Raw genomic sequence first — 23,269 nt, 5'->3', positions numbered from 1 at the left:
TGTTACAGATATTCATGACAGGCCACAAAATGTCCCGGTTCTATCTCAGCCAGTTCCGGTTTTGTCTGGAAGCATATTTCTTTGGCAAAGGGACAGCGTTTGGCAAACCTGCATTCATTTCCCGGATTGATGGGGGATGTGATCTCACCGTGGATGATCTCCCTTTGCTTATTGCGGCTGCTGAGCTTTGGCACCGGGATGGCGGCCAGCAGAGCCCTTGTGTAGGGATGGGACGGATGGGAAAATAAAAGCTTTTTGGGAGCAAGCTCCACGACCTGGCCCAGGTACATGACCATGATGTTGTCGGAGATATGTTTTACAACGCTCAGGTTATGTGTGATAAACATATAAGTAAATCCCTTTTGTTCCTGAAGATCCTGCATCAGGTTAAGAATCTGTGCCTGGATGGATACATCCAGTGCGGATACAGGCTCATCGCAGACAATGAATTCCGGGTTCAGCGCCAGGGCCCTTGCAATGCCTATTCTCTGCCTCCGGCCTCCGTCCAGCTCGTGAGGGTAGGAGTTGATCAAACGCTCTGCCAGCCCCACGGTCTCCATTAATTCGTATATTTTGTCGTCAAGTTCTGTTTTAGATCGGTAAAGCTTGTTTACGATCAGGGCTTCCCATTGCGTGCTTGCGCTCCAAATCGGACATCAGATCCAAATGGGCGTCTATTACCATTGATTCTTTCAGTATCTCGTCTGCTGTTTTCATAGCCTTCCCTCTCTATAACCTTCCCTCTCTATACATGTTTGTGTTCCGTATGTTTTTGCTCTGTGTAACATCCCTTTTTAATATGTATGTTGTTTCAGACCTGCCTGCAGATGGTCTTGCTCTCGCAGTCACCGCCTGTTAAGGGCATGCCCCAGATAAAGTCCATTCCGAATCCAGGTTTTTCAGGAAGATACATTTTGCCGTCCTTCAGCTTGTAGCCGCTGAAATCAACACCTTCCGTGGTATCGGTTACTCCTTCCACACGGGCAACGCCGGGATATCCCGCACAGAACTGGGCTGCATAATGTGTTTTCAGCTTCAGGCCCCAGGCATGAGGAGAGATCCTTGCGCCTATTTCTTCAAGCTTTGGCATTACCCTTCTCCAGGGAGTAAGGCCGAATGCATGCCCCAGGGTATAGTCGCCCTGGATATCCATCTGGAATACGCCTAACAGGCCCTTTTTATACAGGTCAATGAGAAGATCCATGTTGGGATCGGTTTCCCCATCGGCGATCAATGTTCTTGGTGACTTGGCATCCAGATGCTCCCGAAGCGCGCGGAAATCCTGTTCATTTTCCCTGAAGGGCTCTTCGATCCAGTACAGTCCCGCGTCAGCCACCCCGTCCACATACTGCTTCATTTTTTCCACGGTGTAGGCATCATTGGCATCCACCAGGATCTCACAGTCCGGGAAGCGTTCCCTGACAGCCCTTGTCACATCGATATCCCGCTTTAATCCGTCCGTCCAGTTCATCCACATGGGAGCACGGCCGATCTTAAGCTTAAATGCCCTGTAGCCGTAGTCGTATCCGTACTGGCATTCCTCCAGGATTTTTGCGATCCCTCCGGGTTTTCTGTCAGGGCTGATATCGTCAAAATAGATCAGCGTGTCATAAACGGGAACCGCGCCCACCCCCTTGTTGCCGAACATCTTGTAGCATGGAATGCCAAGTATGCTGCCGGCCAGGTCATGTAATGCAAAGTCAAAGGTAGAGAGGCTCATGTCCGCGATCCCCTTGTCCGGGTCAAATACATCCGAGACGGATTTTCCCAGGATCATTCTGTCATCTGTTTCCGGATCCTGATGGTAAAACAGTCCGGATGACAGGCCCCATCCGCGGGCCCCCTGATCGGTGATGATTTCCTTTACTACAAACTCATCTCCATATGCATGTTCATTTCTGAATGCATTTTTGCCCACAAGACGGGGGAAATGGCTCCTGACTTTGTAGGTATTTACATTTGAAATTTTGTGGTACTGAAGTTCGTTGTTCATTTTGGTCACCTCGTGAGAATATTATTTGTTTGCCTTAGACAATTTTAATAATATTTTACAGGAAAGTCATTTCAATAATCTGTCAGGATTATGTACTATTTTTTCAAAAACAATGTTTTGACTGGTGAGGGAGCGGGCGGCGGGATATGTGCAAAACGCAAAAAATGTAGACAATATAGCAAGATAAGAAATAATATATATCTATATAAGTAGAATTGCAGCAAGAAAGGATATATGAATGGCAAACATAATAATCGATTTATAAGACTTATTTTTGTAAACTATAGACAAGTCAAAAGCGCTGGAGAAAAAATTACATATAACGGAGGTAGCAATTATGAGATCAATAAAAAAGTGGTTGGCATTAGGTATGTGTGTATCGCTTGCGGCAGGGTTGGCAGGATGTTCCTCAACCGCCCCATCCGGTACCCAGGGAAACAATACAGCATCAGCAGAAGGCAGTAAGAGCGGGGAAAGCAGCAAAGGTTCGGAGAACGGGAAAGCTTCAGGAGTGAAGACGATCCGTATCGCCAACGGACAGCCTGAGGACCATCCTGAGAATATTGCCCTCTATGCATTTAAGGATTTTATCGAGGAGAGGCTGGGAGATAAGTATACGGTGGAGATCTATCCCAATGAGCTGATTGGCGGTTCTGCCCAGGCTTTGGAGCTGATGCAGTCCGGTTCCCTGGAAATGGTAATTGCCAGTACCAGCAATCTGGAAGCATTCTCCAATACATATAAAATCTTTGGGCTTCCTTACTTGTTTGACAGCCTGGACAGCTATTACAAGGTAATGGACACAGAGGAGTTTATTAATAAGATCTACAGCAGTACCGTTGATTCGGGAATCCAGGGTGTAGCCTGGTTCAGCGCCGGGACAAGAAGCTTCTATTCCCCTAAAAAGATTGAATCTCCTGCTGATCTGAAGGGTAAAAAGGTCAGGGTACAGTCCAGTGACACCAATGTAAAGATGGTGGAGGCCCTGGGAGGCGCAGCAGTCATCTTATCCTACGGCGAAGTGTATACAGCTCTTCAGAACGGCGTTATCGATGTTGCCGAAAGTCCTGAGATCGCTCTGGTCAGCCATAAGCATGGTGAGGTTGCCAAATTCTACAGCTATGATGAGCACCAGATCATGCCTGACATGCTGGTTGCCAGCCCTAAATTCATGTCCAGTCTGAGTGAGGAAGAAAAGGCGGTTTTTGAAGAAGGATTTAAAATGTGTTCCGAAAAAGAGAGAGTTGAGTGGGACGCAGAGATTGACGCAGTGAAGGAAAAAGCACTGGAAATGGGTGTTGAGTTTGTGGATGTGGACAAAGAGCCCTTTAAAGAGCTGCTTCTGCCCGTTACCCAGAAGGTACTGGAGGAAAATCCCGACCTGAAACCTCTGTATGATGAGATCAAGCAGATACAGGAGAACTAGAATTTTTACTGGAGGTGATTGAGTGAAACAGGCAAAACAGATATTGGACAAAATATTGTGTGTCATTTGCGCGGTACTGATGGCATTCATGAGCATTCTGGTCGTTTATCAGGTGTTCACCAGATACGTATTAAACAATCCAAGTACATTTTCCGAGGACCTTCTTACCTATGCATTTGTGTGGATGTCGCTGTTAAGCACAGCGCTGGTATTCGGCGAACAAGATCACATGAAACTTTCGATCCTGGCTGATAAAGTAAATGGGAAAGGTCAGATCATATTGTCTATTGTGACGGAATTGATTATACTGGTGATAACCTATATCATATTCCTGAATGGCGGAAAATCATTTATGAACGTGGGTGCAATGCAGGTTTCACCAACACTCCACATACGTATGGTTTATGTGTATGCCATCCTGCCGGCTGCGGGTGTCCTCATTGTTATATATTGTATTCTTAACATAGGACTGCTGGCATCGCAGTTTATGAAACCGAAAGGAGATGAAAAGGTATGAGTGGAACAGTAACAGCAGGATTGATCATTTTGATCGTACTTGTGGTTCTTTTGCTGGCAGGAGTCCCCATCGGTATATCCCTCAGCGTGGCTTCCATGGCTGCAATCGTGTCATCCCTTGGTTATGCCGAGGCTGTCTCGGCCGCGGCGCTCAGGATGTTCCGCGGGATATCCATATTCACCCTTCTTGCGATCCCCTTTTTCATACTTGCGGGAAATATCATGAACAAGGGCGGGATCGCCATGCGCCTGATCAATCTGGCAAAGGCCCTTACGGGAAAGATACCCGGGTCCCTGGCCCATACAAATATTGTGGCAAATATGATGTTCGGCGCCATATCCGGTTCCGGAGTGGCGGCAGCATCCGCCATGGGCTCCATTGTGGGCCCCATTGAAAAACAGGAAGGCTATGATGAGGATTTCTCAGCGGCGGTCAACATAGCCACAGCCCCCACGGGACTGCTGATACCCCCAAGCAATGTCCTGATCACCTATGCCCTGGCCAGCGGCGGAACCTCTGTGGCCGCCCTGTTCCTGGGCGGTTATATCCCCGGGGTCCTTTGGGGGGTAAGTTGTATGATTGTGGTGTGTTTTTACGCCAGAAAGATGGGGTATGTCAGCAACATCAAAGTAAGTCCCAGTGAATTTATAAAGGTGCTTTTAGATGCTGTTCCCAGTCTGCTGCTGATCGTGATCATTGTGGGCGGGATCTGTACCGGGATCTTTACCGCCACAGAAGCGGCCGGTATTGCAGTGGCATACAGCCTGGTCTTATCCCTTTTTATATACCGGACCATTGATCTAAAGGAATTGTATGTGATCCTGGTGGACAGCGCTAAGATGTCCGGAACCATTATGTTCCTGGTGGGCGCTTCCAACATCATGGCATGGGTCATGACTTTTACCGGGATCCCGGGAGCCATAGCAAGCGCGATTCTGGGAGTTTCAGACAACAAGGTGGTCATCCTGCTGATCATTAATATCCTGCTTCTGTTTGTGGGAACATTTATGGATATCACACCGGCCATATTGATATTTACCCCAATCCTGCTGCCCATCTGTACCCAGCTTGGCATGACGCCGCTGCACTTTGGGATCATGATGACCTTTAACCTGTGTATCGGCTGTATCACGCCCCCGGTGGGAAATATCCTGTTTGTGGGCATCAAGGTTGCGGGCAGAAAGCTGGAGGATGTGATGAAACCCCTGCTAAAATGCTACATTGCGATATTTGTTGTGCTTATGATGGTAACCTTCATACCGGCATTGTCAAGCTGGCTGCCTGCATGGGCCGGATATTGATAGGATCAAAAAATAAAATAAATTTCTAGGAGGAATAGAGATGGAATATAGTGGAGGAAGACCTTTTTACGGGGATGTGGTAGGTGTCCTGATGCTGGACATGGAGGCTCCTTTGATTCCGGGAAATGTAGGAAATGCAATGTCATACGAGTTTCCGGTCCGCTACAAGGTTATGAAGGGACTGCCTGCTGACTGGTGGTGTGATGAGATCGGCCCGGATGAGACGCGCTGCCAGATGTTTATCCAGGCGGCAAAGGAGCTGGAGGCTGAAGGGTGCAAAGCCATTACCTCCGGATGCGGTTTCTTTGCAATCTATCAGAAACGCGTGGCGGCAGAGGTCAACATCCCTGTATTTTTATCCCCGCTTCTGATGGTGCCCATGCTTTCCATGATGATGGGAAAAAGAAGGGTGGGGATTTTATCTGCCGGAGGAAGGCACTTAAAGGGAGATTTCTTAAAGACGGTTGGAATTGATGAAAATGTAAACTATGCGGTTGGAGGCCTGGATGACACCGAGGAATTCTATCATGTGCATGTTACCTGTAATAAGAAGACCATCAACCCTGAGAAGATCCAGGCAGAGGTGATCCAGGCAGCAGAGAATTTGATCAGGCAATATCCGGATATAGGCTGCTTTGTGTTTGAATGCAGTGATATCCCGCCTTTTGCAAGGGAAGTGGCGCGCAGGACAGGACGCCCGGTATTTGACTTTATCGGGCTGGCCCACATGGTGGCCAGAGCCGTGGTGCCCCCTAAATATCCGGAGTTTTTCGGTTGATCCAATGATCGGAAGTAAACTGAAACCCCAGAGGTCATAAGGCCCCTGGGATTTTAGTATGTAAAATGACTGGCAAAATTTGAATGAAAATACTTCCCCTATCCGATTTTTTATACTATAATAGAATAGTTGACGTAAATTATAATGTACAGGAGAAAATACATATGGAAAGAAAAGTAGGTACAGTTTCAAGAGGTATCCGCTGTCCGATCATCAGGGAAGGCGACAATCTGGCGGAGATTGTGGTCAACAGTGTGCTGGAGGCAGGGGCAGATGAAGGCTTTGAAATCCGCGACAGGGATGTTATCTCCGTGACAGAATCCGTGGTTGCAAGGGCACAGGGGAATTATGCTCCCATTCAGGCCATATCAGAGGATGTGAAGGCAAAACTGGGAGGAGGTACCATCGGAGTTATTTTCCCGATCCTGTCCAGGAACCGTTTTTCCATCTGTTTAAAGGGAATTGCAGGGGGCGCCAAGAAGATCGTCCTTATGCTCAGCTATCCCAGCGATGAGGTGGGCAATTCACTTGTTTCCCTGGACCAGGTGGATGAGGCAGGGATCAATCCATACAGCGATGTGCTTACCCTGGAACGCTACCGGGAACTCTTTGGAGAGAACAAGCATGAGTTTACCGGCGTGGATTATGTGGACTACTACTGTCAGATCATCCGGGAGGCCGGGGCGGAGGCGGAGGTTATCTTTGCCAATAACCCCAGGGAGATACTGAATCATACCAAGCGTGTCCTTACCTGCGATATCCATTCCCGTGCAAGGACCAAGCGCATCCTTAAGGAAGCCGGCGCCGAAGTGGTGTGCGGAATGGACGATATCCTCAATGCACCGGTGAACGGCAGCGGTTGTAATGAGAAATACGGTCTTTTGGGTTCCAACAAGTCCACAGAGGACAGCATCAAGCTTTTCCCAAGGGAGTGCATGGACCTGGTGCTGGATATTCAGAAACAGATCCTTGACAGGACGGGAAAGCATGTGGAAGTCATGGTATACGGCGATGGGGCGTTTAAGGATCCGGTAGGAAAGATCTGGGAACTGGCCGACCCATGTGTTGCGGTAGCCAACACAGAAGGGCTGGAGGGAACGCCCAATGAGGTCAAGTTAAAATACCTGGCTGACAATGATTTTAAGGACCTGTCAGGCGAGGCTTTAAAGAATGCCATTTCACAGAGGATCAAGGAGAAGAAATCCAATCTGGTGGGAGATATGTCCTCCCAGGGAACCACTCCAAGGCGTCTTACGGACCTGATCGGATCCCTGTGTGACCTTACCAGCGGCTCCGGTGATAAAGGCACTCCGGTGATCCTGGTGCAGGGATATTTTGATAATTATACAAACTAGAGTTCAGTTTCATAGTAGTGTGAGCAGCTTCAGCAATTCTGCACCGGCAGGATTGGTGGAGCTGTTTCGGCGTAAGGAGCACGTGGAATTTTGACGGAAAAGCCGGGAAAACACCCCCTCCTTTTCTGAAAACTATACAATGAAAGAGGATGTTATGAGTAAAATAAAGTTTGGGATCATGGGAAACGGTTATTTGGCCGGAATCATTGTGGATGGCTACCTGGACGGTATCCTCCACGAGTATGAACTGGTGGGGATACTGGGACGCACTCCCCATAAGACAGCTGCCATTGCTGAAAGAGGCGGGTGCAGGGCATGCTCCACGGTGGAGGAACTGCTGGCTTTGAAGCCTGATATCGTGGCGGAGGCAGCCTCCGTACAATGTGTAAGGGATAACGCGCAAAAGGTGCTGTCCGCTGGCGTGAATCTGATCGTGCTTTCCATCGGCGCGTTTGCAGATGAGGTATTTTATGATAAGATAAAAGAGACAGCCATCAGACACAACTCAAAGGTACATATTGCTTCCGGAGCAGTGGGCGGATTTGATGTGCTCCGCACCATCTCCCTCATGGGCCAGGCCAAGTCCGGTATCCGCACCAAGAAAGGTCCGGCATCCCTGATGAACACACCGTTATATGATGACGACCTGATGACGGAGGAGGGGGAGCCCCATGTGTTCTCGGGCAATGCCAAGGAGGCGATCTCTATCCTGCCCACCAAGGTGAATGTGGCGGTAGCCGCATCCCTGGCAACCACGGGGCCGGAGGATACCAGCGTGAATATATTCAGTGTGCCGGGAATGGTGGGGGACGACCATAAGATCACCACGGAGATCGATGGGGTAAAAGCCACCGTGGACATCTATTCCAGCACCAGCGCCATTGCCGGCTGGAGCGTGGTGGCGGTGCTTAAGAACCTTGTATCACCCATTGTGTTTTAGGATGCGCCCCTGCGAACGGAGGGGACCCGACAGATACGGAGAATAAATTGAGAACAGGAGAAGGAATCATATGTTTAAAAAAATAGTGGCAATTGAGCCGGTGAACCTGACGGCGGATGCTGAGAAGGAACTGCGCCTGTATGCAGAGGAAGTATGCATGTACCATGACATACCCGGGGACGACCAGGAGATCATCCGCAGGATAGGGGATGGGGACGGAGTGCTTGTAAGCTACACGTCCAAGATCAGCGCCCATGTTATTGAGAGCTGCCCCTCCATCCGCTATATCGGGATGTGCTGCAGCCTTTACTCTGAGGAGAGCGCCAATGTGGATATTGCCTGTGCAAGAAAAAACGGGATCACAGTGCTTGGAATACGGGACTATGGTGACCGGGGGGTGGTGGAATTTGCAATCAGCGAACTGGTCCGCTTTCTCCACGGATATGACAGGCCCCTGTTCAGGGATATGCCCATAGAGATCACGGATCTGAAAGTGGGGATCGTGGGGATCGGCGTGTCCGGGGGAATGATCGCGGATGCCATGCGGTTCATGGGAGCGGATGTCTCCTATTACAGCCGCACCAGAAAAGCGGAGAGGGAGAGCCAGGGAATGACCTACCGTCCCTTAAAGGAGCTTCTGGAATACAGTGAGGTGGTCTTTGCCTGCCTGAACAAGAATGTGATCCTCCTCCATGAGGAAGAATTTAAACAGCTGGGTACGGGAAAACTCCTTTTTAACACATCCATTGGCCCTGCCTTTGATATCCCGGCCCTGGGCGAGTGGCTGGACCAGGAAGGCAATTATTTTATCTGCGACACGGAGGGCGCGTTGGGGGATCCCGCAGGAGAACTCCTGAAACATCCCCATGTGGTCTGCGCCCATGGGTCCGCAGGCAGGACAAGGCAGGCATTTGACCTTCTCAGCAAAAAAGTGCTGGATAATCTACGGACATTTTTAGGCGCCTAGATCAGGCTGCCTCAGAGGGGCGTAAAGTCACAGTGCTCCAGGTTGTCGCAGATTTTTTCCAGACAGGCACAGAACTGCTCCATCTCCTCCGGGGTCAGGCCCTTCCAGATCTGCCTGTCCACAAAGTCCAGGACCTGGTGCACTTTTTCCGCTTCCATGATCCCCTCCCCGGTGAGACAGATGAGGAAGGAACGGCGGCAGCCGGGGTCGCGTTCCCTGACCAGGTAGCCGGACTCCTCCAGCCTGTCCAGGGAGCGGGACATGGTGGTCACGTCCATATGGCAGGTGTCTGCCAGTTCTTTTTGTGTAACATGGTCCTTTTTCATCAGGGCGTCCAGTATGCGGGCGTGTCCCTGGCCAAAGGCCAGGCCGATCTGGCTGAAATAGGGCTGAAGCAGATGCTTGCGCGCTTTTTCCGAGCGGACCAGCAATTGGCGTACTTTATATGGTTCAATCATAATTCAGGCTTCCTTTCCATGGATCCGGCCGCACCCGCGTTGGTGCGGCCGGTTGTTTCAATCTGATCTATTTATTTGTTCTTTTTGGGATATCCCATTTCTCCTATTCCAGTTCAAACTGTCCCGTGTACAGCTGATAGTACCTTCCCTTTTCCTCCAGCAGTTCATCATGGCTGCCCCGCTCTATGATCTCACCCTTTTCCAATACCAGGATGGCCTTGGATTCCCGTACCGTGGACAGCCTGTGGGCAATGACAAAGACCGTGCGCCCGTCTATCAGGGCGTCCATGCCCTTTTCTATGAGCTTTTCCGTCCTGGTGTCGATGGAACTGGTGGCCTCATCCAGGATCAGCACGGGCGGGAGGGAGATGGCGGCCCTTGCAATGGCCAGGAGCTGGCGCTGGCCCTGGGAAAGATTGGAGCCGTCACTGTGGAGCACGGTGTCATATCCTTGTGGAAGACGGCGGATAAAGGAGTGGGCATTGGCCACCTTGGCGGCATTGACCACATCCTCCCTGGTGGCGTCCAGACGTCCGTACCGTATGTTGTCGGCAATGGTGCCTGTAAACAGATGGGTGTCCTGGATTACCATGGACAGGGAGCGGCGCAGGTCATCCTTTTTGATGTCCCGGATGTCAATGCCGTCATAGGTGATGGTTCCGCTGTCCAGCTCATAGAAGCGGTTCACCAGGTTGATGATGGTAGTCTTTCCCGCGCCGGTGGAACCCACAAAGGCGATCTTCTGGCCAGGCTTTGCGTACAGGCTGATACCATTGAGAATGGTTTTTTCCCTGGTGTATCCAAAGACCACATTGTTAAAGCGCACATCCCCCCGTAGGGGAATCAGGCGGCCGCCATCCTGTTCCTTCCATGCGTATTCCTGGGTAAACTCACTGCATTCCCTAAGGGTTCCGTCACTGTCACGGCATACATTGCACAGGGTCACGGTTCCCTCATCTGTCTCCTGTTCCTCGTTCATCATATCAAAGATACGTTCCGCGCCGGAAAGGGCGGCCAGCAGGAAGTTGATCTGCTGGGTGAATTGGTTCATGGGCATGGAGCTTTGCCTTACATAGACCAGGTAGGAAGCAAGTGTTCCCAGGTCCGTCAACCCGGCCAGGGCGAACAGTCCTCCCACACAGGCCGACAGAGCGTAATTGACATAGGACAGCGCCACAATGGTGGGGACAGTCATGCCCGAGTAGGTGAGGGCCTTTGTTGCGGCGGTCCTGAACGCTTCATTCCTGCGGCAGAATTCTTCATAGTCCTGGGCCTCGTGGTTAAAGACTTTCTCCACTTTTTGGCCCGCCACCATTTCCTCCACGAATCCGTTGATGCTCCCCAGATATTTCTGCTGCTGTACAAAATATTTCTTGCTCCTTTTTCCGTTATAACGGATAAACAGGAACATGAGGGCCAGAAATACCATGACGATCAGGGAGAGCCGCCAGCTGAGGACCAGAAGCATGGTCAGGGTGCCTGTGATTGTGATAAAGCTCTGTATCATCATGGCAAAGCTGCTGTTTAACGCTTCGCTGATGGTATCCACGTCATTGGTGAAACGGCTCATCAGCTCCCCGTGAGTGTGGGCGTCAAAGTAGGTCAGGGGGAGGCGCTGGGTGTGCCTGAACAGGTCTGCCCGGATCTCGCTTACAACCTGCTGGGAAATGTGGACCATCATCTGATTGTAGGCCAGGCAGGCCAGGGCGCCGCACAGGTATAAAAGCCCCATCAGGGCCAGCATTTTCATAAGTCCCGGAATGTTGCCCGGAATGATATAATCATTGATCACCGGCTTTAACAGATAGGTGCCCAAAATGCTGGCCGAAGCGCTGACCGTGACCAGGAGTGCGATGATCAGCATATACCATTTGTGGCGCCCAAGGTAACCAAGCATCTGCACCAGGGCGCGGCGTGTATTCTTTGGCCGGTTATAATTTGCTATTCTTGCCATTACAGATTCGCCCCTTCCTGCTGAGAATAATAGATCTCCTGGTAGATCCGGTTGCTTGCCAGGAGTGTTTCGTGGCTGCCGATGGCATTGACGGTCCCGTCCTCCAGTATGATGATCTGGTCGGCATGGGACACCGAGGAAATGCGCTGGGCAATGATAATCTTGGTAGTCCCCGGCATACTGCCGGCCAGTCCTTCCCGTATCTTTGCCTCTGTAGCCGTGTCCACTGCGCTGGTGGAGTCGTCCAGGATCATTACCTTTGGTGATTTGAGTACGGCCCTGGCAATGCAAAGCCGCTGTTTTTGGCCGCCGGACACGTTGACGCCGCCCTGTCCCAGCTCCGTATCGTAACCGTGTTCCAGGCGGTCGATGAACTCATCCACGCAGGCGATGCGGCAGGCATCCTCTATCTCCCGGTCGGTTGCATCCTCCTTGCCCCACCTAAGGTTATCCTTGACCGTGCCTGAAAACAGGGTGTTTTTCTGCAGCACCATGGCAATGGAATCCCTCAGTTCTTTTAACGGGTACTCATATACCGGATGCCCGTCAATGTAAACCGTGCCCTCTGTTGCCTCGTAAAGCCTGGGGATCAGCTGTACCAGCGTACTCTTGGCAGCGCCGGTCTGGCCTATGATCCCAACTGTCTGGCCTGGACTGATGTGGAAGGAAATATCAGAAAGCACGTATTCGGCCGCATCCGTATGATATTTAAAATATACGTGGTCAAAGCGGATATCACCCTGTTCCACTTTTAGATCCAGGGCGCGGTCCTCCCGGATATCGATCTCCTCCTCCATGACCTCAGAGATCCGCTTCCAGGAAGCCAGGGCGCGGGTGGTCATGAGGAATACATTGGAAAACATCATCAGGGAGTTGAGGACCTGGAGCACATAGCTTAGGAAGCCGGTCAGTTCCCCCACCTTGACGCCCCCAATGGTCACCAGCCTGCCGCCGAACCACAGGATGCACAGGATGGTGCTGTACATTACGAACTGCATGGCGGGCATGTTCAGGGCAGCCAGGCGGAATGCGCGTTCCGCCGTGGTCTGGAGATTGGTGTTAACCTCCTCAAACTTTTCAATCTCATAGTCTCCGCGGACATAGGATTTGACGACCCGGACGGCCGTAAGGTTCTCCTGTATGATCCGGTTGACCAGGTCGATGGCGCCCTGCATGACGCCGTACAGGGGACGCACATGGCTGATGATCAGAAACAGCAGAATCCCCAGCACCGGGGCTGCCACAAAAAACACCATGGCCAGCTTGGGGTTGATGTAAAAGGAAGCCACCATGGCGGTGAGCATCATAACCGGGGAACGAAATCCCGGACGCAGGCCCGTTGCCACGGAGTTCTGGATGGTGGTCACATCGCTGGTAAGCCTGGTGACCAGGGAGGAACTGCGGAAATGATCCGTATTTGCAAAGGAAAACTGCTGCAGCTTTCCAAATTCCGCCTTACGGATCTCCGCCCCCAGCCCCTGGCCGCACCGGGCTGAGAACATGGCCGCCCCCTGGCCCAGCACAAGGGATATGAGGGCAAAGACAACCATCTGAAGCCCTTTCATCAGAATGTAATGCCTGTCGGCGTTGGCCACGCCCACATCCACAATGGAAGCCATCACAAGGGGGATGACAAGCTCAAACACGGTCTCTGCCTCGATACAGAGAGCAGCCAGTATGGCGTCCTTTCTGTAAGGTTTCAGATAAGATAGAAATTCCTTCATTCTGGAATCCTCCTCTTCTTGGAATTACTTTAAAGTATATGTCTCTATAAATTGTAAAAGCAATAGTTGCATATGCAATTATTGTATGCTCATGTGTTGAAAATGTCAATATACTTGTGGTATACTTTCTTGTATTGAAATAAACTTGAGCGTTGGTAAAGCACATTATAGAGTTGGTAGAACATACCATGGGGAAAAGAGGAGAACATCATGAGAAAAATATGTTCCGGAGCGCTGTTGATGGCAGCCATAACAGTATTATCCGGTTTGGGGGCAGGAACCGCCATGGCCTATGGGCCGGGGGACAGCCGGTATTACAATGATTATTACAGGGGAGGTCCGGGGGTGAATTACGACTATGGGACCGGCTATTCAGGCGTCTATGACTACGGCGGCCCCTCAGGCACCCAAGGCAATGCCCAGGTGACATCAGATAACACGGTCCGGTCCTATCCGGGCTTTAACACCAATGTTCCGGACACCTCAACCTATGAGTTCGACCCAAATTACTGGTGGGACTGGGATGATGATGACGATGATTGGGATGATGATGACTGGTGGTATTACAGCGGCGGACCAGGCGCCCAGTACGGACAGGGCTGGAGATACAGTCCCAACGGCTGGTGGTTCCAGCTCTACGGCGGCAGCTGGCTGTCCAATGGCTGGCAGCTGATCCACAGCCGCTGGTACCGCTTTGACCAGAGCGGATACATGGTCACCGGCTGGTTCACGGACGGGGACGGGAACAAATACTACCTGAACCCGGTGGATGACGGCACCCTGGGCATGATGCGCACAGGATGGCAGGTCATAGACGGCCGCTCCTACTATTTTAACACCCAGTCGGACGGAACCATGGGAAGGCTCTACACTAACACCGCCACTCCCGATGGATACCAGGTAGGGCCCGATGGTGCGCTCCTCCAGTGAGAGAGGCGTTAGGATGATCATGCGGTCTGCGGCCCCGTCCCATAAATAAAAACAGAGCCCTGACTCCTGCGGCAAGCAAGTGTTCAGCGCTCTGTTTTTTATCCTCATGTATTTTTATACGACCAGAAGTAGTATCTCCTCTTTTGTATCATCTGTCATTTGTAGACTGAAATTTCTGCCTGGGTCCGTACCATCCGGTGTGTGTGATGGAGTTGTAATGCAATCAGGAAATTTCTTTTACCTGCCTGCCCGCAGTGCGGCGGGGGCGGTCAAATTAATATGTGCCGGAATCCCCGGCCCCTGGCAGTTATCATTCATCCGTTCATAATGTTAATGCAGGATGCGCTTTTTTTATTGCAAAAAAAAATTGCCGCTTATTGCCAGTGCATTTATTATGTGATAATATAAAGGTTGTTTTAGCGCGTGTTAGGAAAAGGGGATTAAATCATGATACAGTATCTTATTGTGTGCCCGCTTGTTTTTGTTGCCGGACTGGTGGATTCCATTGCCGGAGGAGGCGGGCTCATTGCTTTGCCCGCGTATCTCATTGCAGGGGTTCCTGCCCATGTGGCATTGGGAACCAACAAGCTGAGCTCCGCCATGGGAACCGTGGTATCCACGGCCAGGTTTGCAAAGCACGGATACCTTAAGGGAAAAATGTTCATGGCCGCATGTTCCGCAGCGGCGGCTCTGGTGGGATCGTCCCTTGGCGCACACCTGGCATTGATGGTGCCGGAGACGGTCATCAAACACATGATGATCCTGATTCTTCCGATCGTTGCATTTTACGTGCTCAGGAATAAGGATATGGGGGCAGGCAAAAGGACAGGCGTGATATCGGACAAAAAGGTATTTGCCATCTGCGTGCTGGCTGCATTTTTTGTGGGCGGCTACGATGGATTTTACGGGCCGGGAACAGGGACGTTCCTGATCCTCATACTCACAGGAGCAGCAGGGCTGGATACTCGCAGTGCTTCTGCCCAGACCAAGGTTATTAACCTGGCTTCCAATATAGCTGCACTGGCAACATTCATTTTTACGGGAAATGTATTTTATCCCCTGGGCCTTACGGCTGGCGTGTGTTCCATTGCGGGCCACTACATCGGGGCGGGAATGGTGGCCCATGACGGACAAAAGGTAGTGCGTCCGGTGGTGCTTCTGGTACTGGCTGTGCTGTTTGTAAAGATTCTCAGCGGAAATTAAGTGAAGATAACAGATAGATGGAAACAGTGATTGAAAAGATAGACTGGATAGGAGAATAGCAGATGAAATGGAAAAAATTCACATTAACTACCACCACGGAAGCGGTGGACCTGGTGAGCAGCATGTTTGATGACATTGGAATAGAAGGAATCGAGATCGAGGACAATATTCCCTTGACTGAGAAGGAGACAAAGGGGATGTTTATCGATATCCTCCCTGAACTGCCCCCGGATGAGGGGATCGCCAAGGTAAGCTTTTACCTGGATGATGATGCGGATGTGGAGGAGATCCTTAAAAAGGTGGAGGAGGGGCTGGATGAGCTCTCCCTGTTCACGGATCTGGGAGCCAGGATTATCACGGCGGGCGAGACAGAGGATAAGGACTGGATCAACAACTGGAAACAATACTTTAAGCCCTTTACCGTGGACCATATCCTGATCAAGCCCACCTGGGAGACCGTGCCGGAGGAGCACAAGGATAAGCTGCTGGTGCAGATTGATCCGGGCACTGCATTTGGAACCGGAATGCATGAGACAACCCAGCTGTGTATAGGCCAGCTGGAAAAGCGGGTGGATAAGGATACCCTGGTGCTGGACGTGGGGACAGGAAGCGGGATCCTGGGGATTACTGCCTTAAAGCTGGGGGCAAAGGAAGTCTGGGGCACGGACCTGGATGAAAATGCCATCACCGCAGTGGGGGAGAACCTGGAGGCCAACAGCATTTCCACTGACAGATTCCATGTAGTCCAGGGAAATATCATTGATGACAGGGATGTGAAGGACTGGGCCGGGTATGATAAGTATGATGTGGTTGTGGCCAATATCCTGGCGGATGTGATCATTATGCTGGTGGACGAGATTCCCGCCCATTTAAAGAAGGGGGGATATTTTATCACCTCAGGTATTATCAATATGAAGGAAGAAGCAGTAAAGGCAGCATTTGCCCGGTGCGGGGAGCTGGAAGTAGTGGAAGTGACTTACCAGGGTGAATGGGTATCTGTCACTGCCAGAAAGAAATAAGAGGAAACGCCATGCATCATTTTTTTGTGGGCCCGGAACAGGTTCTGGGTGATGGGATACGGATCGTGGGACCGGATGTGAACCATATGAAGAATGTCCTGCGCATGAAACCGGGGGAGCAGGTGCTGATCAGTGACGGTACGGGAAAGGATTACACCTGCAGCATCATTTCCATTGACAGTGAGGCGGTGGAAGCCGGTATCCGGTCCGTGAGCAATGAGGGGCGGGAGCTGCCTTCCAGAATCTGGCTCTTTCAGGGACTGCCCAAATCTGATAAGATGGATCTGATCATCCAGAAGGCAGTGGAACTGGGCGCGTTCAGGATCGTGCCGGTTGCCACAAAGAATACGGTGGTAAAGCTGGACCCTAAAAAGGAAGCGGCCAAGGTTGGACGCTGGCAGGCTATTGCAGAGAGCGCGGCCAAACAGTCCAAACGCAGTGTGGTGCCGGCGGTCATGGGAGTGATGAGCCTGGCAGAGGCATTTGAACATGTACGGCAGGAGCGGTTTGAGGTGCGCCTGATCCCCTACGAACAGGAGTCCGGCATGGAGGGGAGCAGGAAAGAACTTGCCCGCATCGGACCGGGGCAGGACATTGCAGTGTTCATCGGCCCTGAGGGAGGCTTTGATGAACGTGAGATCCGGCAGGCGCTGGAAATGGGCGTCCGTCCGGTGAGCCTGGGGAAACGGATCCTCAGGACAGAGACGGCCGGACTGGCTATGCTGTCGGTGATCATGATGCGTCTGGAGGGGGCTCTGTGAACTGGCATTGGAGGCCGATCACTTTCCTTTTTATAAGAAGTGTACTCCGGGAGCCGCACCGGCACCCATTTTGCGGCTGATTTTTTGCCGGGAGATTACGGGGGTGCACAGAAACTTTGTGGATGAAGAATGTAAGGAGATAAAGGATGGAAGCATATTTTGATAACTCAGCCACTACCCGGGTATTTGACAGTGTGCGGGACGTGGTGGTAAAGGTGATGACAGAGGATTACGGCAATCCCTCTGCCAAGCACAGAAAGGGCATGGAGGCGGAGCGGTATGTGCGCCAGGCGGCTGCTGATATAGCAAAGACCTTAAAGGTAAAGGATAAGGAGATCCTCTTTACCTCCGGCGGCACGGAATCCAATAACATGGCCCTCATTGGTACGGCCATGGCCAATCAGAGGGCGGGAAAACATATCATCAGCACCAGGATCGAGCACGCTTCGGTGTACAATCCCCTGGCGTTTTTGGAACAGCAGGGGTTTGAGGTGACTTACCTGTCAGTGGATCATAAGGGCCACATTTCCCTGGAGGAACTGGAGCGGTCCGTCCGCCCGGATACCATCCTTGTGTCCATCATGTATGTGAACAATGAGATGGGAGCCATCGAACCTGTGGATGAGATCGCAGCCCTGATCCATGGAAAGAATCCCAACACCCTGTTTCATGTGGACGCCATCCAGGCTTATGGCAAGCTGGTGATCCGTCCCGCAAAACAGGGCATTGACCTGCTGAGTGTCAGCGCCCACAAGATCCATGGTCCCAAAGGGGTCGGTTTCCTGTACATTGCGCCGGGGGTAAAGATGCGCCCCCTGCTCTACGGGGGCGGCCAGCAAAAGGATATGCGCTCGGGCACGGAAAATGTTCCCGGCATCGCGGGCATGGGAGCTGCGGCAAAGGAAATGTACACGGACCATCAGGTTAAGGTGGACTATATCACCGGACTGAAGGATCATATGATCCACAGGATGGAACAGCTGGAAGGCGTTACGGTGAACAGCTTAAAGGGAGGGGAGAGCGCTCCCCAGATCGTCAGCGCCAGTTTTGAGGGAGTGAGGAGCGAGGTTCTGCTCCACGCCCTGGAGGACAGAGGAATCTACGTGTCCTCAGGCTCTGCCTGTTCATCCAACCATCCTGCCATCAGCGGGACGCTGAAGGCCATCGGGGTAAAGAAAGAACTTCTGGATTCCACACTCAGGTTCAGTTTTGGAATGTTTAACACAATAGAGGAAGTTGATTATTGTATCGGTGTATTGGAGGAGATCCTTCCCGCACTGAGAAGATACAGATAGAAAGAGGTATAAGATGCAGTACCATTCATTTTTAATTAAGTACGCGGAGATCGGAACCAAGGGAAAGAACCGCTATATGTTTGAGGACGCGCTGGTAAAACAGATCCGCTATGCCCTGCGCGATGTGGACGGCCGGTTCGAGGTGTCAAAGGAGTCAGGCCGTATTTACGTAAAAGCAGAAGGGGAATATGATTATGATGACACCGTGGAAGCCCTGAAACGGGTATTCGGTATTGCGGATATCTGCCCCATGGTCCAGATTGATGACAAGGATTATGAGAACCTGAAGCAGCATGTGAGGGATTACATGGACCAGGTCTATCCTGATAAGAACATTACATTTAAGGTGGATGCCAGAAGAGGGGACAAGCAGTATCCGGTGACCTCGGACCAGATCAACAGGGATCTGGGAGAGGTGATCCTGGAGGCGTTTCCCCAGATGAAGGTGGATGTACACCATCCGGATGTGCTTCTCCATGTGGAGGTGCGCCAGAAGATCAACCTGTTCTCTGTAAAGATTCCCGGACCGGGCGGTATGCCGGTGGGAACCAACGGAAAGGCCATGCTCTTACTGTCAGGCGGTATTGACAGTCCGGTGGCCGGTTATATGATCGCCAAGCGCGGCGTGAAGATCGATGCGGTGTATTTCCACGCTCCGCCTTATACCAGCGACAGGGCTAAGCAGAAGGTGGTGGATCTGGCCAACCTGGTTGCCCGCTATGCAGGCCCCATCATGCTCCATGTGGTGAACTTTACCGACATCCAGCTTTATATCTATGACAAATGCCCCCATGAGGAGCTGACCATTATCATGCGCAGGTACATGATGCGCATTGCCCAGACCATTGCGGAACAAAATGGCGCCATTGCCCTGATCACAGGGGAGAGCATCGGCCAGGTGGCCTCCCAGACAGTACAGTCCCTGGCAGCCACCAATGAGGTGTGCACCATGCCGGTATTCCGCCCCGTGATCGGATTTGACAAGCAGGAGATCGTGGATGTGTCTGAAAAGATCGGGACCTTTGAGACATCCATACAGCCGTTTGAGGACTGCTGCACCATTTTTGTGGCAAAGCATCCTGTAACAAAACCCAATATCAATGTGATCCACAGTTCAGAGCGCAAGCTGGAGGAGAAGATTGAACAGATGGTGGAAACCGCCCTTGAAACAACGGAGAAGATCCTCTGCGAAGGATAACCTCAGTGAAGGATAACCTCAGTGAAGGATGATCTCAGTGAACAAGGAATCATTCAGAAACACAAAAAAGAGTCTGCCATGGCAGACTCTTGATTCATTCAGGATCAATATAACAGCGTGGTTCATGTCCACGCTTTAGATGTAATCCGCAGATCAGTCAATGATGTATGGAGCCAGGATACCCAGAATAGTATCAACATCGCTCTCAGCATGGATATTAAGGTCAATAGGCTTGGACAGATCCAGGCTGAAGATGCCCATAATGGACTTTGCGTCAATAACATATCTGCCGGAAACCAGATCAAAATCAACATCAAACTTGGATAAATCATTTACAAATGACTTAACCTTGTCAATGGAATTTAACGAAATGCGAACTGTTTTCATACGAAGAACCCTCCTTGTGGTGTGTGTTGGATTGCAGTAAACTGCTTTGCTTTAATACTACAGACCGGAGGGGTAAAAGTCAATAGTGAGATTGCATGAAAAATTTAGTAACAAACTGGTAATTTGGTTACAGTTCAGCTATGGGTAAAAAACGGAACTCACAGCCGGATTTAAAAGGAGGTTTTAACATGCCGAAAGCAGCCCTTCATAACCTGGGATGCAAAGTAAATGCTTATGAGGCGGAGGCCATGCAGCAGCAGCTGGAGGAGCACGGATATGAGATCGTGCCCTTTGACCAGAAGGCCGATGTCTATATCATCAATACATGTTCCGTTACAAATGTAGCGGATAAAAAATCACGACAGATGCTTCACCGGGCTAAACGGATAAACCCGGATTCCGTGGTGGTGGCAGCCGGATGCTATGTCCAGGTGGCGGCCGACATCCTGGAAAAGGACGGGTGTGTGGACGTGATCATAGGAAATAATCAAAAGGCGCAGCTGGCCCGGATCCTGGACGGATACCTGGAAGGGCGGGAGGATTCCAAAGCCCATGTCCTGGATATCGACCATACCAATGAGTATGAGTCCATGCGGGTGAGCAGGATCTCCGGCCACAGCAGGGCGTTTATCAAGGTGCAGGACGGATGCAACCAGTTTTGCAGCTACTGTATCATTCCCTATGCCAGAGGCAGGGTGAGAAGCCGGAATCCGGAGGACGTGGTGGAGGAAGTGAAGGGACTGGTGGCCCAGGGCTATAAGGAAGTGGTGCTCACAGGGATCCATCTCAGTTCCTACGGCATCGAACACCTGTCGGACGGCCCGGTACAGGGAGGAGATTGGGACCACACAGCCCTTTTGGACCTGATCCTAAGGATCCATGAGATCCCCGGCCTGGAGCGGATCCGGCTGGGTTCCCTGGAGCCAAGGATCATCACTGTGGAATTTGCCGGAATACTGGCCGGGCTTTCCAAGTTCTGCCCCCATTTCCATCTGTCCCTGCAGAGCGGCTGCAGCGAGACGCTGAAACGGATGAACCGTCATTATACCACCCAGGATTACATGGAGCGGTGCAATATCCTGAGAAGCTGTTTTGACCATCCTGCCATTACAACGGATGTGATCGTGGGATTTCCGGGAGAAACGCAGGAGGAATTTACAGCCACCAGGGAGTTCCTGGAGCAGGTGCATTTTTTTGAAATGCATGTATTTAAATACTCCAGACGCGGAGGCACCAGGGCCGCGGACATGCCGGATCAGGTCCCGGAGCCTGTTAAGGCGGCCCGCAGCGATGTGCTCCTTGATCTGGAGGCAGCCATGTCAAAGGAGTACAGGGAATGGTTTATAGGCGGACAGGTATCCGTGCTTTTTGAGGAAATGGTGGAGGTGGAAGGGAACATGTATATGGTGGGACACACACCTCAGTATGTAAAAGCCGCCCTTGCGGTGAACGGGCCGGAAGGGGACGGGCTTCAAGGGACGATCCATACCCTGAAGGCAGTGGGGCTTTTGGGAAATGACCTGCTGCAGGTTGCATTTCCATAAAAGGAATATTCTAGAAAATTGGCGCATATTCCCGGGTTGACGGAAAAATTGTGTGCAATTTTACAAATATATGACAATAATTAGAAAAAATTAAGAAAATTATCTATTGCCGAATATGAAAATATAATGTAGAATAGAGAAGAATACTTAAAGGACGTGATGACATGGGCAATATAAGAGAAACTCAATATTTTCAGGCTGTTCAGGACAAGAAGATGGAAGTTAGTGATGTGCTGGAGCAGGTGTATATTGCCTTGACCGAGAAAGGATATAACCCTGTGAATCAGATCGTGGGTTATATCATGTCTGGGGACCCGACTTATATTACCAGCCATAAGGGCGCCAGAAGTCTTATTATGAAAGTGGAACGGGATGAGATTCTGGAAGAACTGATGGCTGTCTATATTGATGCCCGTTTGCGGTAAGCTGGAGTTTTCCATTGCATTTGCTGCTGGCAGGTCGGGGTGCGGATACCCTGTGAATTTTATGTTCCGGAGCAGGACTCCGGGAATTTGGCCGCGGATAGCGTATCAGTACCCTGTCCGGCCAGGGACCATAGTGCGACAGTGATTGCGCCACAGCGAGGAATGAGAAGGCCCGGGAACGGGCCTTCATGACAATGTACGGTTATTATAAGTAATATAAGATACGAATGGGATGCATCAGTTGGTGGATAACCAGCTGGTTTTGTTGTGCTTAGAGCATTATTTTTACATGCCCTGCTCCTTTGCGGACAGGCATGGTGATGCCGGTGATCCCGGATTTGAACGGAGGATTTTAATATGAGAATTATGGGTCTGGATTTTGGCTCAAAAACAGTTGGGGTTGCAGTGTGCGATCCTTTAGGTATTACTGCGCAGACAGTGGAGACCATCACGCGAAAAGATGAGAACAAGCTGCGCCAGACCCTTGCAAGAATAGAGGCATTAATTGGCCAGTATGAGATTGAACGGATCGTTCTTGGATATCCTAAGAATATGAACAATACGCTGGGCGAACGGGCTGTGAAGACAGAAGCGTTTAAAGAAGCCCTGGAACGCAGAACCGGACTGCCTGTTGTTTTGTGGGACGAGCGTCTCACCACAGTGGCGGCAGAACGGGTTTTGATTGAGAGCGGCGTGCGCAGGGAACACAGGAAAGAAAGTGTGGATCAGATTGCGGCAGCCATGATACTGCAGGGATATCTGGACAGTTTGTTAAGTGGTTTGGGAGATAGGAATGAAAGATAAGACAAGAGATAACCAGTCCGTGGAGGACATGATCACAATGGTAACGGATTCAGGCGAGTCCGTGGATTTTTATGTATTAGAAGAGACAAGAATCAATGCAGTTAACTATCTGCTTGTAACAGATGCGCCGGAAGATCAGGACGGAGAGTGCTACATTCTAAAGGATGTTTCCGGGCAGGAGGACGCAGATGCCGTGTATGAGTTTGTGGAAGATGACCGCGAACTGGACGGCCTCATGGGTGTGTTTGAAGAACTGTTAAGCGATGCAGATGTGGAGCTTGAGAAATAGA

General features: G+C 51.0%; 23 protein-coding genes and 1 pseudogene. 17 read left to right on the top strand and 7 right to left on the bottom strand.

Features of this window, described 5'->3' with window-relative positions:
- Positions 1 to 2: 2 nt before the first annotated feature.
- The 3 genes and pseudogenes from HMPREF9469_RS23115 to HMPREF9469_RS23110 form a co-directional block, all read right to left on the bottom strand.
- Positions 3 to 626 (bottom strand): annotated as a pseudogene (locus HMPREF9469_RS23115) (oligopeptide/dipeptide ABC transporter ATP-binding protein); the annotation flags it as partial.
- Positions 592 to 717, bottom strand: a complete 126-nt coding sequence (locus HMPREF9469_RS33385; protein WP_007867640.1) for a hypothetical protein — start codon at positions 715 to 717, stop codon at positions 592 to 594. The pseudogene HMPREF9469_RS23115 and the gene HMPREF9469_RS33385, both read right to left, overlap by 35 nt.
- Before the next feature lie 94 nt (positions 718 to 811).
- Positions 812 to 1,993, bottom strand: a complete 1,182-nt coding sequence (locus HMPREF9469_RS23110) for an enolase C-terminal domain-like protein (RefSeq protein WP_007867635.1) — start codon at positions 1,991 to 1,993, stop codon at positions 812 to 814.
- A gap of 337 nt (positions 1,994 to 2,330) precedes the next feature.
- On the opposite strand from HMPREF9469_RS23110, the gene HMPREF9469_RS23105 reads away from it, so the two are divergent.
- The 7 genes from HMPREF9469_RS23105 to HMPREF9469_RS23075 all read left to right on the top strand — a co-directional run bounded on the left by HMPREF9469_RS23105 (position 2,331) and on the right by HMPREF9469_RS23075 (position 9,277).
- On the top strand, positions 2,331 to 3,419 hold the full coding sequence (locus HMPREF9469_RS23105) for a TRAP transporter substrate-binding protein (RefSeq protein ID WP_007867633.1): 1,089 nt from the start codon (positions 2,331 to 2,333) through the stop codon (positions 3,417 to 3,419).
- 22 nt (positions 3,420 to 3,441) lie between these two features.
- Positions 3,442 to 3,936 carry a TRAP transporter small permease gene (locus HMPREF9469_RS23100; protein WP_007867630.1) on the top strand — a complete coding sequence of 165 codons (495 nt, stop codon included), beginning with the start codon at positions 3,442 to 3,444 and terminating at the stop codon, positions 3,934 to 3,936.
- Positions 3,933 to 5,237 (top strand): TRAP transporter large permease, encoded by a 1,305-nt coding sequence (locus tag HMPREF9469_RS23095; protein ID WP_007867628.1) that lies wholly within the window; start codon positions 3,933 to 3,935, stop codon positions 5,235 to 5,237. Before HMPREF9469_RS23100 ends, HMPREF9469_RS23095 begins: the two co-directional genes overlap by 4 nt.
- 40 nt (positions 5,238 to 5,277) lie before the next feature.
- A complete protein-coding gene (locus tag HMPREF9469_RS23090; RefSeq protein WP_007867627.1) occupies positions 5,278 to 6,015 on the top strand; it encodes an aspartate/glutamate racemase family protein in 738 nt (245 codons plus the stop codon).
- A 164-nt stretch (positions 6,016 to 6,179) separates the two neighbouring features.
- Positions 6,180 to 7,370, top strand: coding sequence for a coenzyme F420-0:L-glutamate ligase (locus HMPREF9469_RS23085; RefSeq protein WP_007867625.1), 1,191 nt, complete (start codon positions 6,180 to 6,182; stop codon positions 7,368 to 7,370).
- A gap of 154 nt (positions 7,371 to 7,524) precedes the next feature.
- Positions 7,525 to 8,310 (top strand): aspartate dehydrogenase domain-containing protein, encoded by a 786-nt coding sequence (locus HMPREF9469_RS23080; protein WP_007867623.1) that lies wholly within the window; start codon positions 7,525 to 7,527, stop codon positions 8,308 to 8,310.
- A gap of 70 nt (positions 8,311 to 8,380) precedes the next feature.
- Complete coding sequence (locus HMPREF9469_RS23075; protein ID WP_007867621.1) at positions 8,381 to 9,277, top strand: NAD(P)-dependent oxidoreductase; 897 nt, start codon at positions 8,381 to 8,383, stop codon at positions 9,275 to 9,277.
- Positions 9,278 to 9,288: 11 nt separating this feature from the next.
- Here HMPREF9469_RS23075 and HMPREF9469_RS23070 read toward each other — a convergent pair whose 3' ends face one another.
- From HMPREF9469_RS23070 to HMPREF9469_RS23060, 3 genes are all read right to left on the bottom strand, one after another.
- Complete coding sequence (locus HMPREF9469_RS23070) at positions 9,289 to 9,735, bottom strand: MarR family winged helix-turn-helix transcriptional regulator (protein ID WP_007867618.1); 447 nt, start codon at positions 9,733 to 9,735, stop codon at positions 9,289 to 9,291.
- A 103-nt stretch (positions 9,736 to 9,838) separates the two neighbouring features.
- Complete coding sequence (locus HMPREF9469_RS23065; protein WP_007867615.1) at positions 9,839 to 11,689, bottom strand: ABC transporter ATP-binding protein; 1,851 nt, start codon at positions 11,687 to 11,689, stop codon at positions 9,839 to 9,841.
- Positions 11,689 to 13,413: an ABC transporter ATP-binding protein gene (locus HMPREF9469_RS23060; RefSeq protein WP_007867613.1), complete on the bottom strand. Its 1,725-nt coding sequence runs from the start codon at positions 13,411 to 13,413 to the stop codon at positions 11,689 to 11,691. The genes HMPREF9469_RS23065 and HMPREF9469_RS23060 overlap by 1 nt, the downstream gene beginning before the upstream one ends.
- A 210-nt stretch (positions 13,414 to 13,623) precedes the next feature.
- On the opposite strand from HMPREF9469_RS23060, the gene HMPREF9469_RS23055 reads away from it, so the two are divergent.
- From HMPREF9469_RS23055 to thiI, 6 genes are all read left to right on the top strand, one after another.
- Positions 13,624 to 14,343, top strand: coding sequence for a hypothetical protein (locus tag HMPREF9469_RS23055; protein WP_007867610.1), 720 nt, complete (start codon positions 13,624 to 13,626; stop codon positions 14,341 to 14,343).
- 447 nt (positions 14,344 to 14,790) lie between these two features.
- Positions 14,791 to 15,546 (top strand): sulfite exporter TauE/SafE family protein, encoded by a 756-nt coding sequence (locus tag HMPREF9469_RS23050; protein WP_007867607.1) that lies wholly within the window; start codon positions 14,791 to 14,793, stop codon positions 15,544 to 15,546.
- A 62-nt stretch (positions 15,547 to 15,608) separates the two neighbouring features.
- On the top strand, positions 15,609 to 16,565 hold the full coding sequence (prmA, locus tag HMPREF9469_RS23045) for a 50S ribosomal protein L11 methyltransferase (protein ID WP_007867604.1): 957 nt from the start codon (positions 15,609 to 15,611) through the stop codon (positions 16,563 to 16,565).
- An 11-nt stretch (positions 16,566 to 16,576) separates the two neighbouring features.
- Positions 16,577 to 17,326 (top strand): 16S rRNA (uracil(1498)-N(3))-methyltransferase, encoded by a 750-nt coding sequence (locus HMPREF9469_RS23040; RefSeq protein ID WP_007867602.1) that lies wholly within the window; start codon positions 16,577 to 16,579, stop codon positions 17,324 to 17,326.
- Positions 17,327 to 17,472: 146 nt separating this feature from the next.
- Entirely contained in the window at positions 17,473 to 18,621 is a 1,149-nt protein-coding gene (locus tag HMPREF9469_RS23035) for a cysteine desulfurase family protein (protein ID WP_007867599.1), read from the top strand.
- A 13-nt stretch (positions 18,622 to 18,634) separates the two neighbouring features.
- Positions 18,635 to 19,819, top strand: a complete 1,185-nt coding sequence (gene thiI / locus HMPREF9469_RS23030; protein WP_007867592.1) for a tRNA uracil 4-sulfurtransferase ThiI — start codon at positions 18,635 to 18,637, stop codon at positions 19,817 to 19,819.
- A gap of 153 nt (positions 19,820 to 19,972) precedes the next feature.
- Here thiI and HMPREF9469_RS23025 read toward each other — a convergent pair whose 3' ends face one another.
- Complete coding sequence (locus tag HMPREF9469_RS23025; protein ID WP_007867589.1) at positions 19,973 to 20,206, bottom strand: HPr family phosphocarrier protein; 234 nt, start codon at positions 20,204 to 20,206, stop codon at positions 19,973 to 19,975.
- Positions 20,207 to 20,394: 188 nt separating this feature from the next.
- On the opposite strand from HMPREF9469_RS23025, the gene mtaB reads away from it, so the two are divergent.
- The 4 genes from mtaB to HMPREF9469_RS23005 all read left to right on the top strand — a co-directional run bounded on the left by mtaB (position 20,395) and on the right by HMPREF9469_RS23005 (position 23,268).
- On the top strand, positions 20,395 to 21,750 hold the full coding sequence (gene mtaB, locus HMPREF9469_RS23020) for a tRNA (N(6)-L-threonylcarbamoyladenosine(37)-C(2))-methylthiotransferase MtaB (RefSeq protein ID WP_007867586.1): 1,356 nt from the start codon (positions 20,395 to 20,397) through the stop codon (positions 21,748 to 21,750).
- Between the two features lie 164 nt (positions 21,751 to 21,914).
- Complete coding sequence (locus HMPREF9469_RS23015) at positions 21,915 to 22,175, top strand: IreB family regulatory phosphoprotein (protein ID WP_007867583.1); 261 nt, start codon at positions 21,915 to 21,917, stop codon at positions 22,173 to 22,175.
- A gap of 357 nt (positions 22,176 to 22,532) precedes the next feature.
- The gene (gene ruvX, locus HMPREF9469_RS23010) at positions 22,533 to 22,979 is read left to right on the top strand and encodes a Holliday junction resolvase RuvX (protein ID WP_007867581.1); all 447 of its coding nucleotides are present in this window, start codon (positions 22,533 to 22,535) and stop codon (positions 22,977 to 22,979) included.
- On the top strand, positions 22,969 to 23,268 hold the full coding sequence (locus HMPREF9469_RS23005; RefSeq protein WP_007867576.1) for a DUF1292 domain-containing protein: 300 nt from the start codon (positions 22,969 to 22,971) through the stop codon (positions 23,266 to 23,268). Before ruvX ends, HMPREF9469_RS23005 begins: the two co-directional genes overlap by 11 nt.
- Position 23,269: the final 1 nt, after the last annotated feature.

Origin of the sequence: [Clostridium] citroniae WAL-17108, assembly GCF_000233455.1 — a bacterium.
GTDB lineage: Bacteria > Bacillota > Clostridia > Lachnospirales > Lachnospiraceae > Enterocloster > Enterocloster citroniae.
This window is presented reverse-complemented; position numbering and strand designations above follow the sequence as displayed.

Bases quoted from the DNA above. Each gene is read 5' to 3' on its own strand.
- HMPREF9469_RS23050 (WP_007867607.1), top strand. From the start codon at position 14,791: ATGATACAGTATCTTATTGTGTGCCCGCTTGTTTTTGTTGCCGGACTG.
- HMPREF9469_RS23110 (WP_007867635.1), bottom strand. From the start codon at position 1,993: ATGAACAACGAACTTCAGTACCACAAAATTTCAAATGTAAATACCTAC.
- HMPREF9469_RS23005 (WP_007867576.1), top strand. From the start codon at position 22,969: ATGAAAGATAAGACAAGAGATAACCAGTCCGTGGAGGACATGATCACA.
- HMPREF9469_RS33385 (WP_007867640.1), bottom strand. From the start codon at position 717: ATGAAAACAGCAGACGAGATACTGAAAGAATCAATGGTAATAGACGCC.
- HMPREF9469_RS23025 (WP_007867589.1), bottom strand. From the start codon at position 20,206: ATGAAAACAGTTCGCATTTCGTTAAATTCCATTGACAAGGTTAAGTCA.
- HMPREF9469_RS23040 (WP_007867602.1), top strand. From the start codon at position 16,577: ATGCATCATTTTTTTGTGGGCCCGGAACAGGTTCTGGGTGATGGGATA.
- thiI (WP_007867592.1), top strand. From the start codon at position 18,635: ATGCAGTACCATTCATTTTTAATTAAGTACGCGGAGATCGGAACCAAG.
- HMPREF9469_RS23070 (WP_007867618.1), bottom strand. From the start codon at position 9,735: ATGATTGAACCATATAAAGTACGCCAATTGCTGGTCCGCTCGGAAAAA.
- HMPREF9469_RS23065 (WP_007867615.1), bottom strand. From the start codon at position 11,689: ATGGCAAGAATAGCAAATTATAACCGGCCAAAGAATACACGCCGCGCC.
- HMPREF9469_RS23105 (WP_007867633.1), top strand. From the start codon at position 2,331: ATGAGATCAATAAAAAAGTGGTTGGCATTAGGTATGTGTGTATCGCTT.
- HMPREF9469_RS23095 (WP_007867628.1), top strand. From the start codon at position 3,933: ATGAGTGGAACAGTAACAGCAGGATTGATCATTTTGATCGTACTTGTG.
- HMPREF9469_RS23060 (WP_007867613.1), bottom strand. From the start codon at position 13,413: ATGAAGGAATTTCTATCTTATCTGAAACCTTACAGAAAGGACGCCATA.
- HMPREF9469_RS23085 (WP_007867625.1), top strand. From the start codon at position 6,180: ATGGAAAGAAAAGTAGGTACAGTTTCAAGAGGTATCCGCTGTCCGATC.
- mtaB (WP_007867586.1), top strand. From the start codon at position 20,395: ATGCCGAAAGCAGCCCTTCATAACCTGGGATGCAAAGTAAATGCTTAT.
- prmA (WP_007867604.1), top strand. From the start codon at position 15,609: ATGAAATGGAAAAAATTCACATTAACTACCACCACGGAAGCGGTGGAC.
- HMPREF9469_RS23075 (WP_007867621.1), top strand. From the start codon at position 8,381: ATGTTTAAAAAAATAGTGGCAATTGAGCCGGTGAACCTGACGGCGGAT.
- HMPREF9469_RS23080 (WP_007867623.1), top strand. From the start codon at position 7,525: ATGAGTAAAATAAAGTTTGGGATCATGGGAAACGGTTATTTGGCCGGA.
- HMPREF9469_RS23035 (WP_007867599.1), top strand. From the start codon at position 17,473: ATGGAAGCATATTTTGATAACTCAGCCACTACCCGGGTATTTGACAGT.
- HMPREF9469_RS23055 (WP_007867610.1), top strand. From the start codon at position 13,624: ATGAGAAAAATATGTTCCGGAGCGCTGTTGATGGCAGCCATAACAGTA.
- HMPREF9469_RS23015 (WP_007867583.1), top strand. From the start codon at position 21,915: ATGGGCAATATAAGAGAAACTCAATATTTTCAGGCTGTTCAGGACAAG.
- HMPREF9469_RS23090 (WP_007867627.1), top strand. From the start codon at position 5,278: ATGGAATATAGTGGAGGAAGACCTTTTTACGGGGATGTGGTAGGTGTC.
- ruvX (WP_007867581.1), top strand. From the start codon at position 22,533: ATGAGAATTATGGGTCTGGATTTTGGCTCAAAAACAGTTGGGGTTGCA.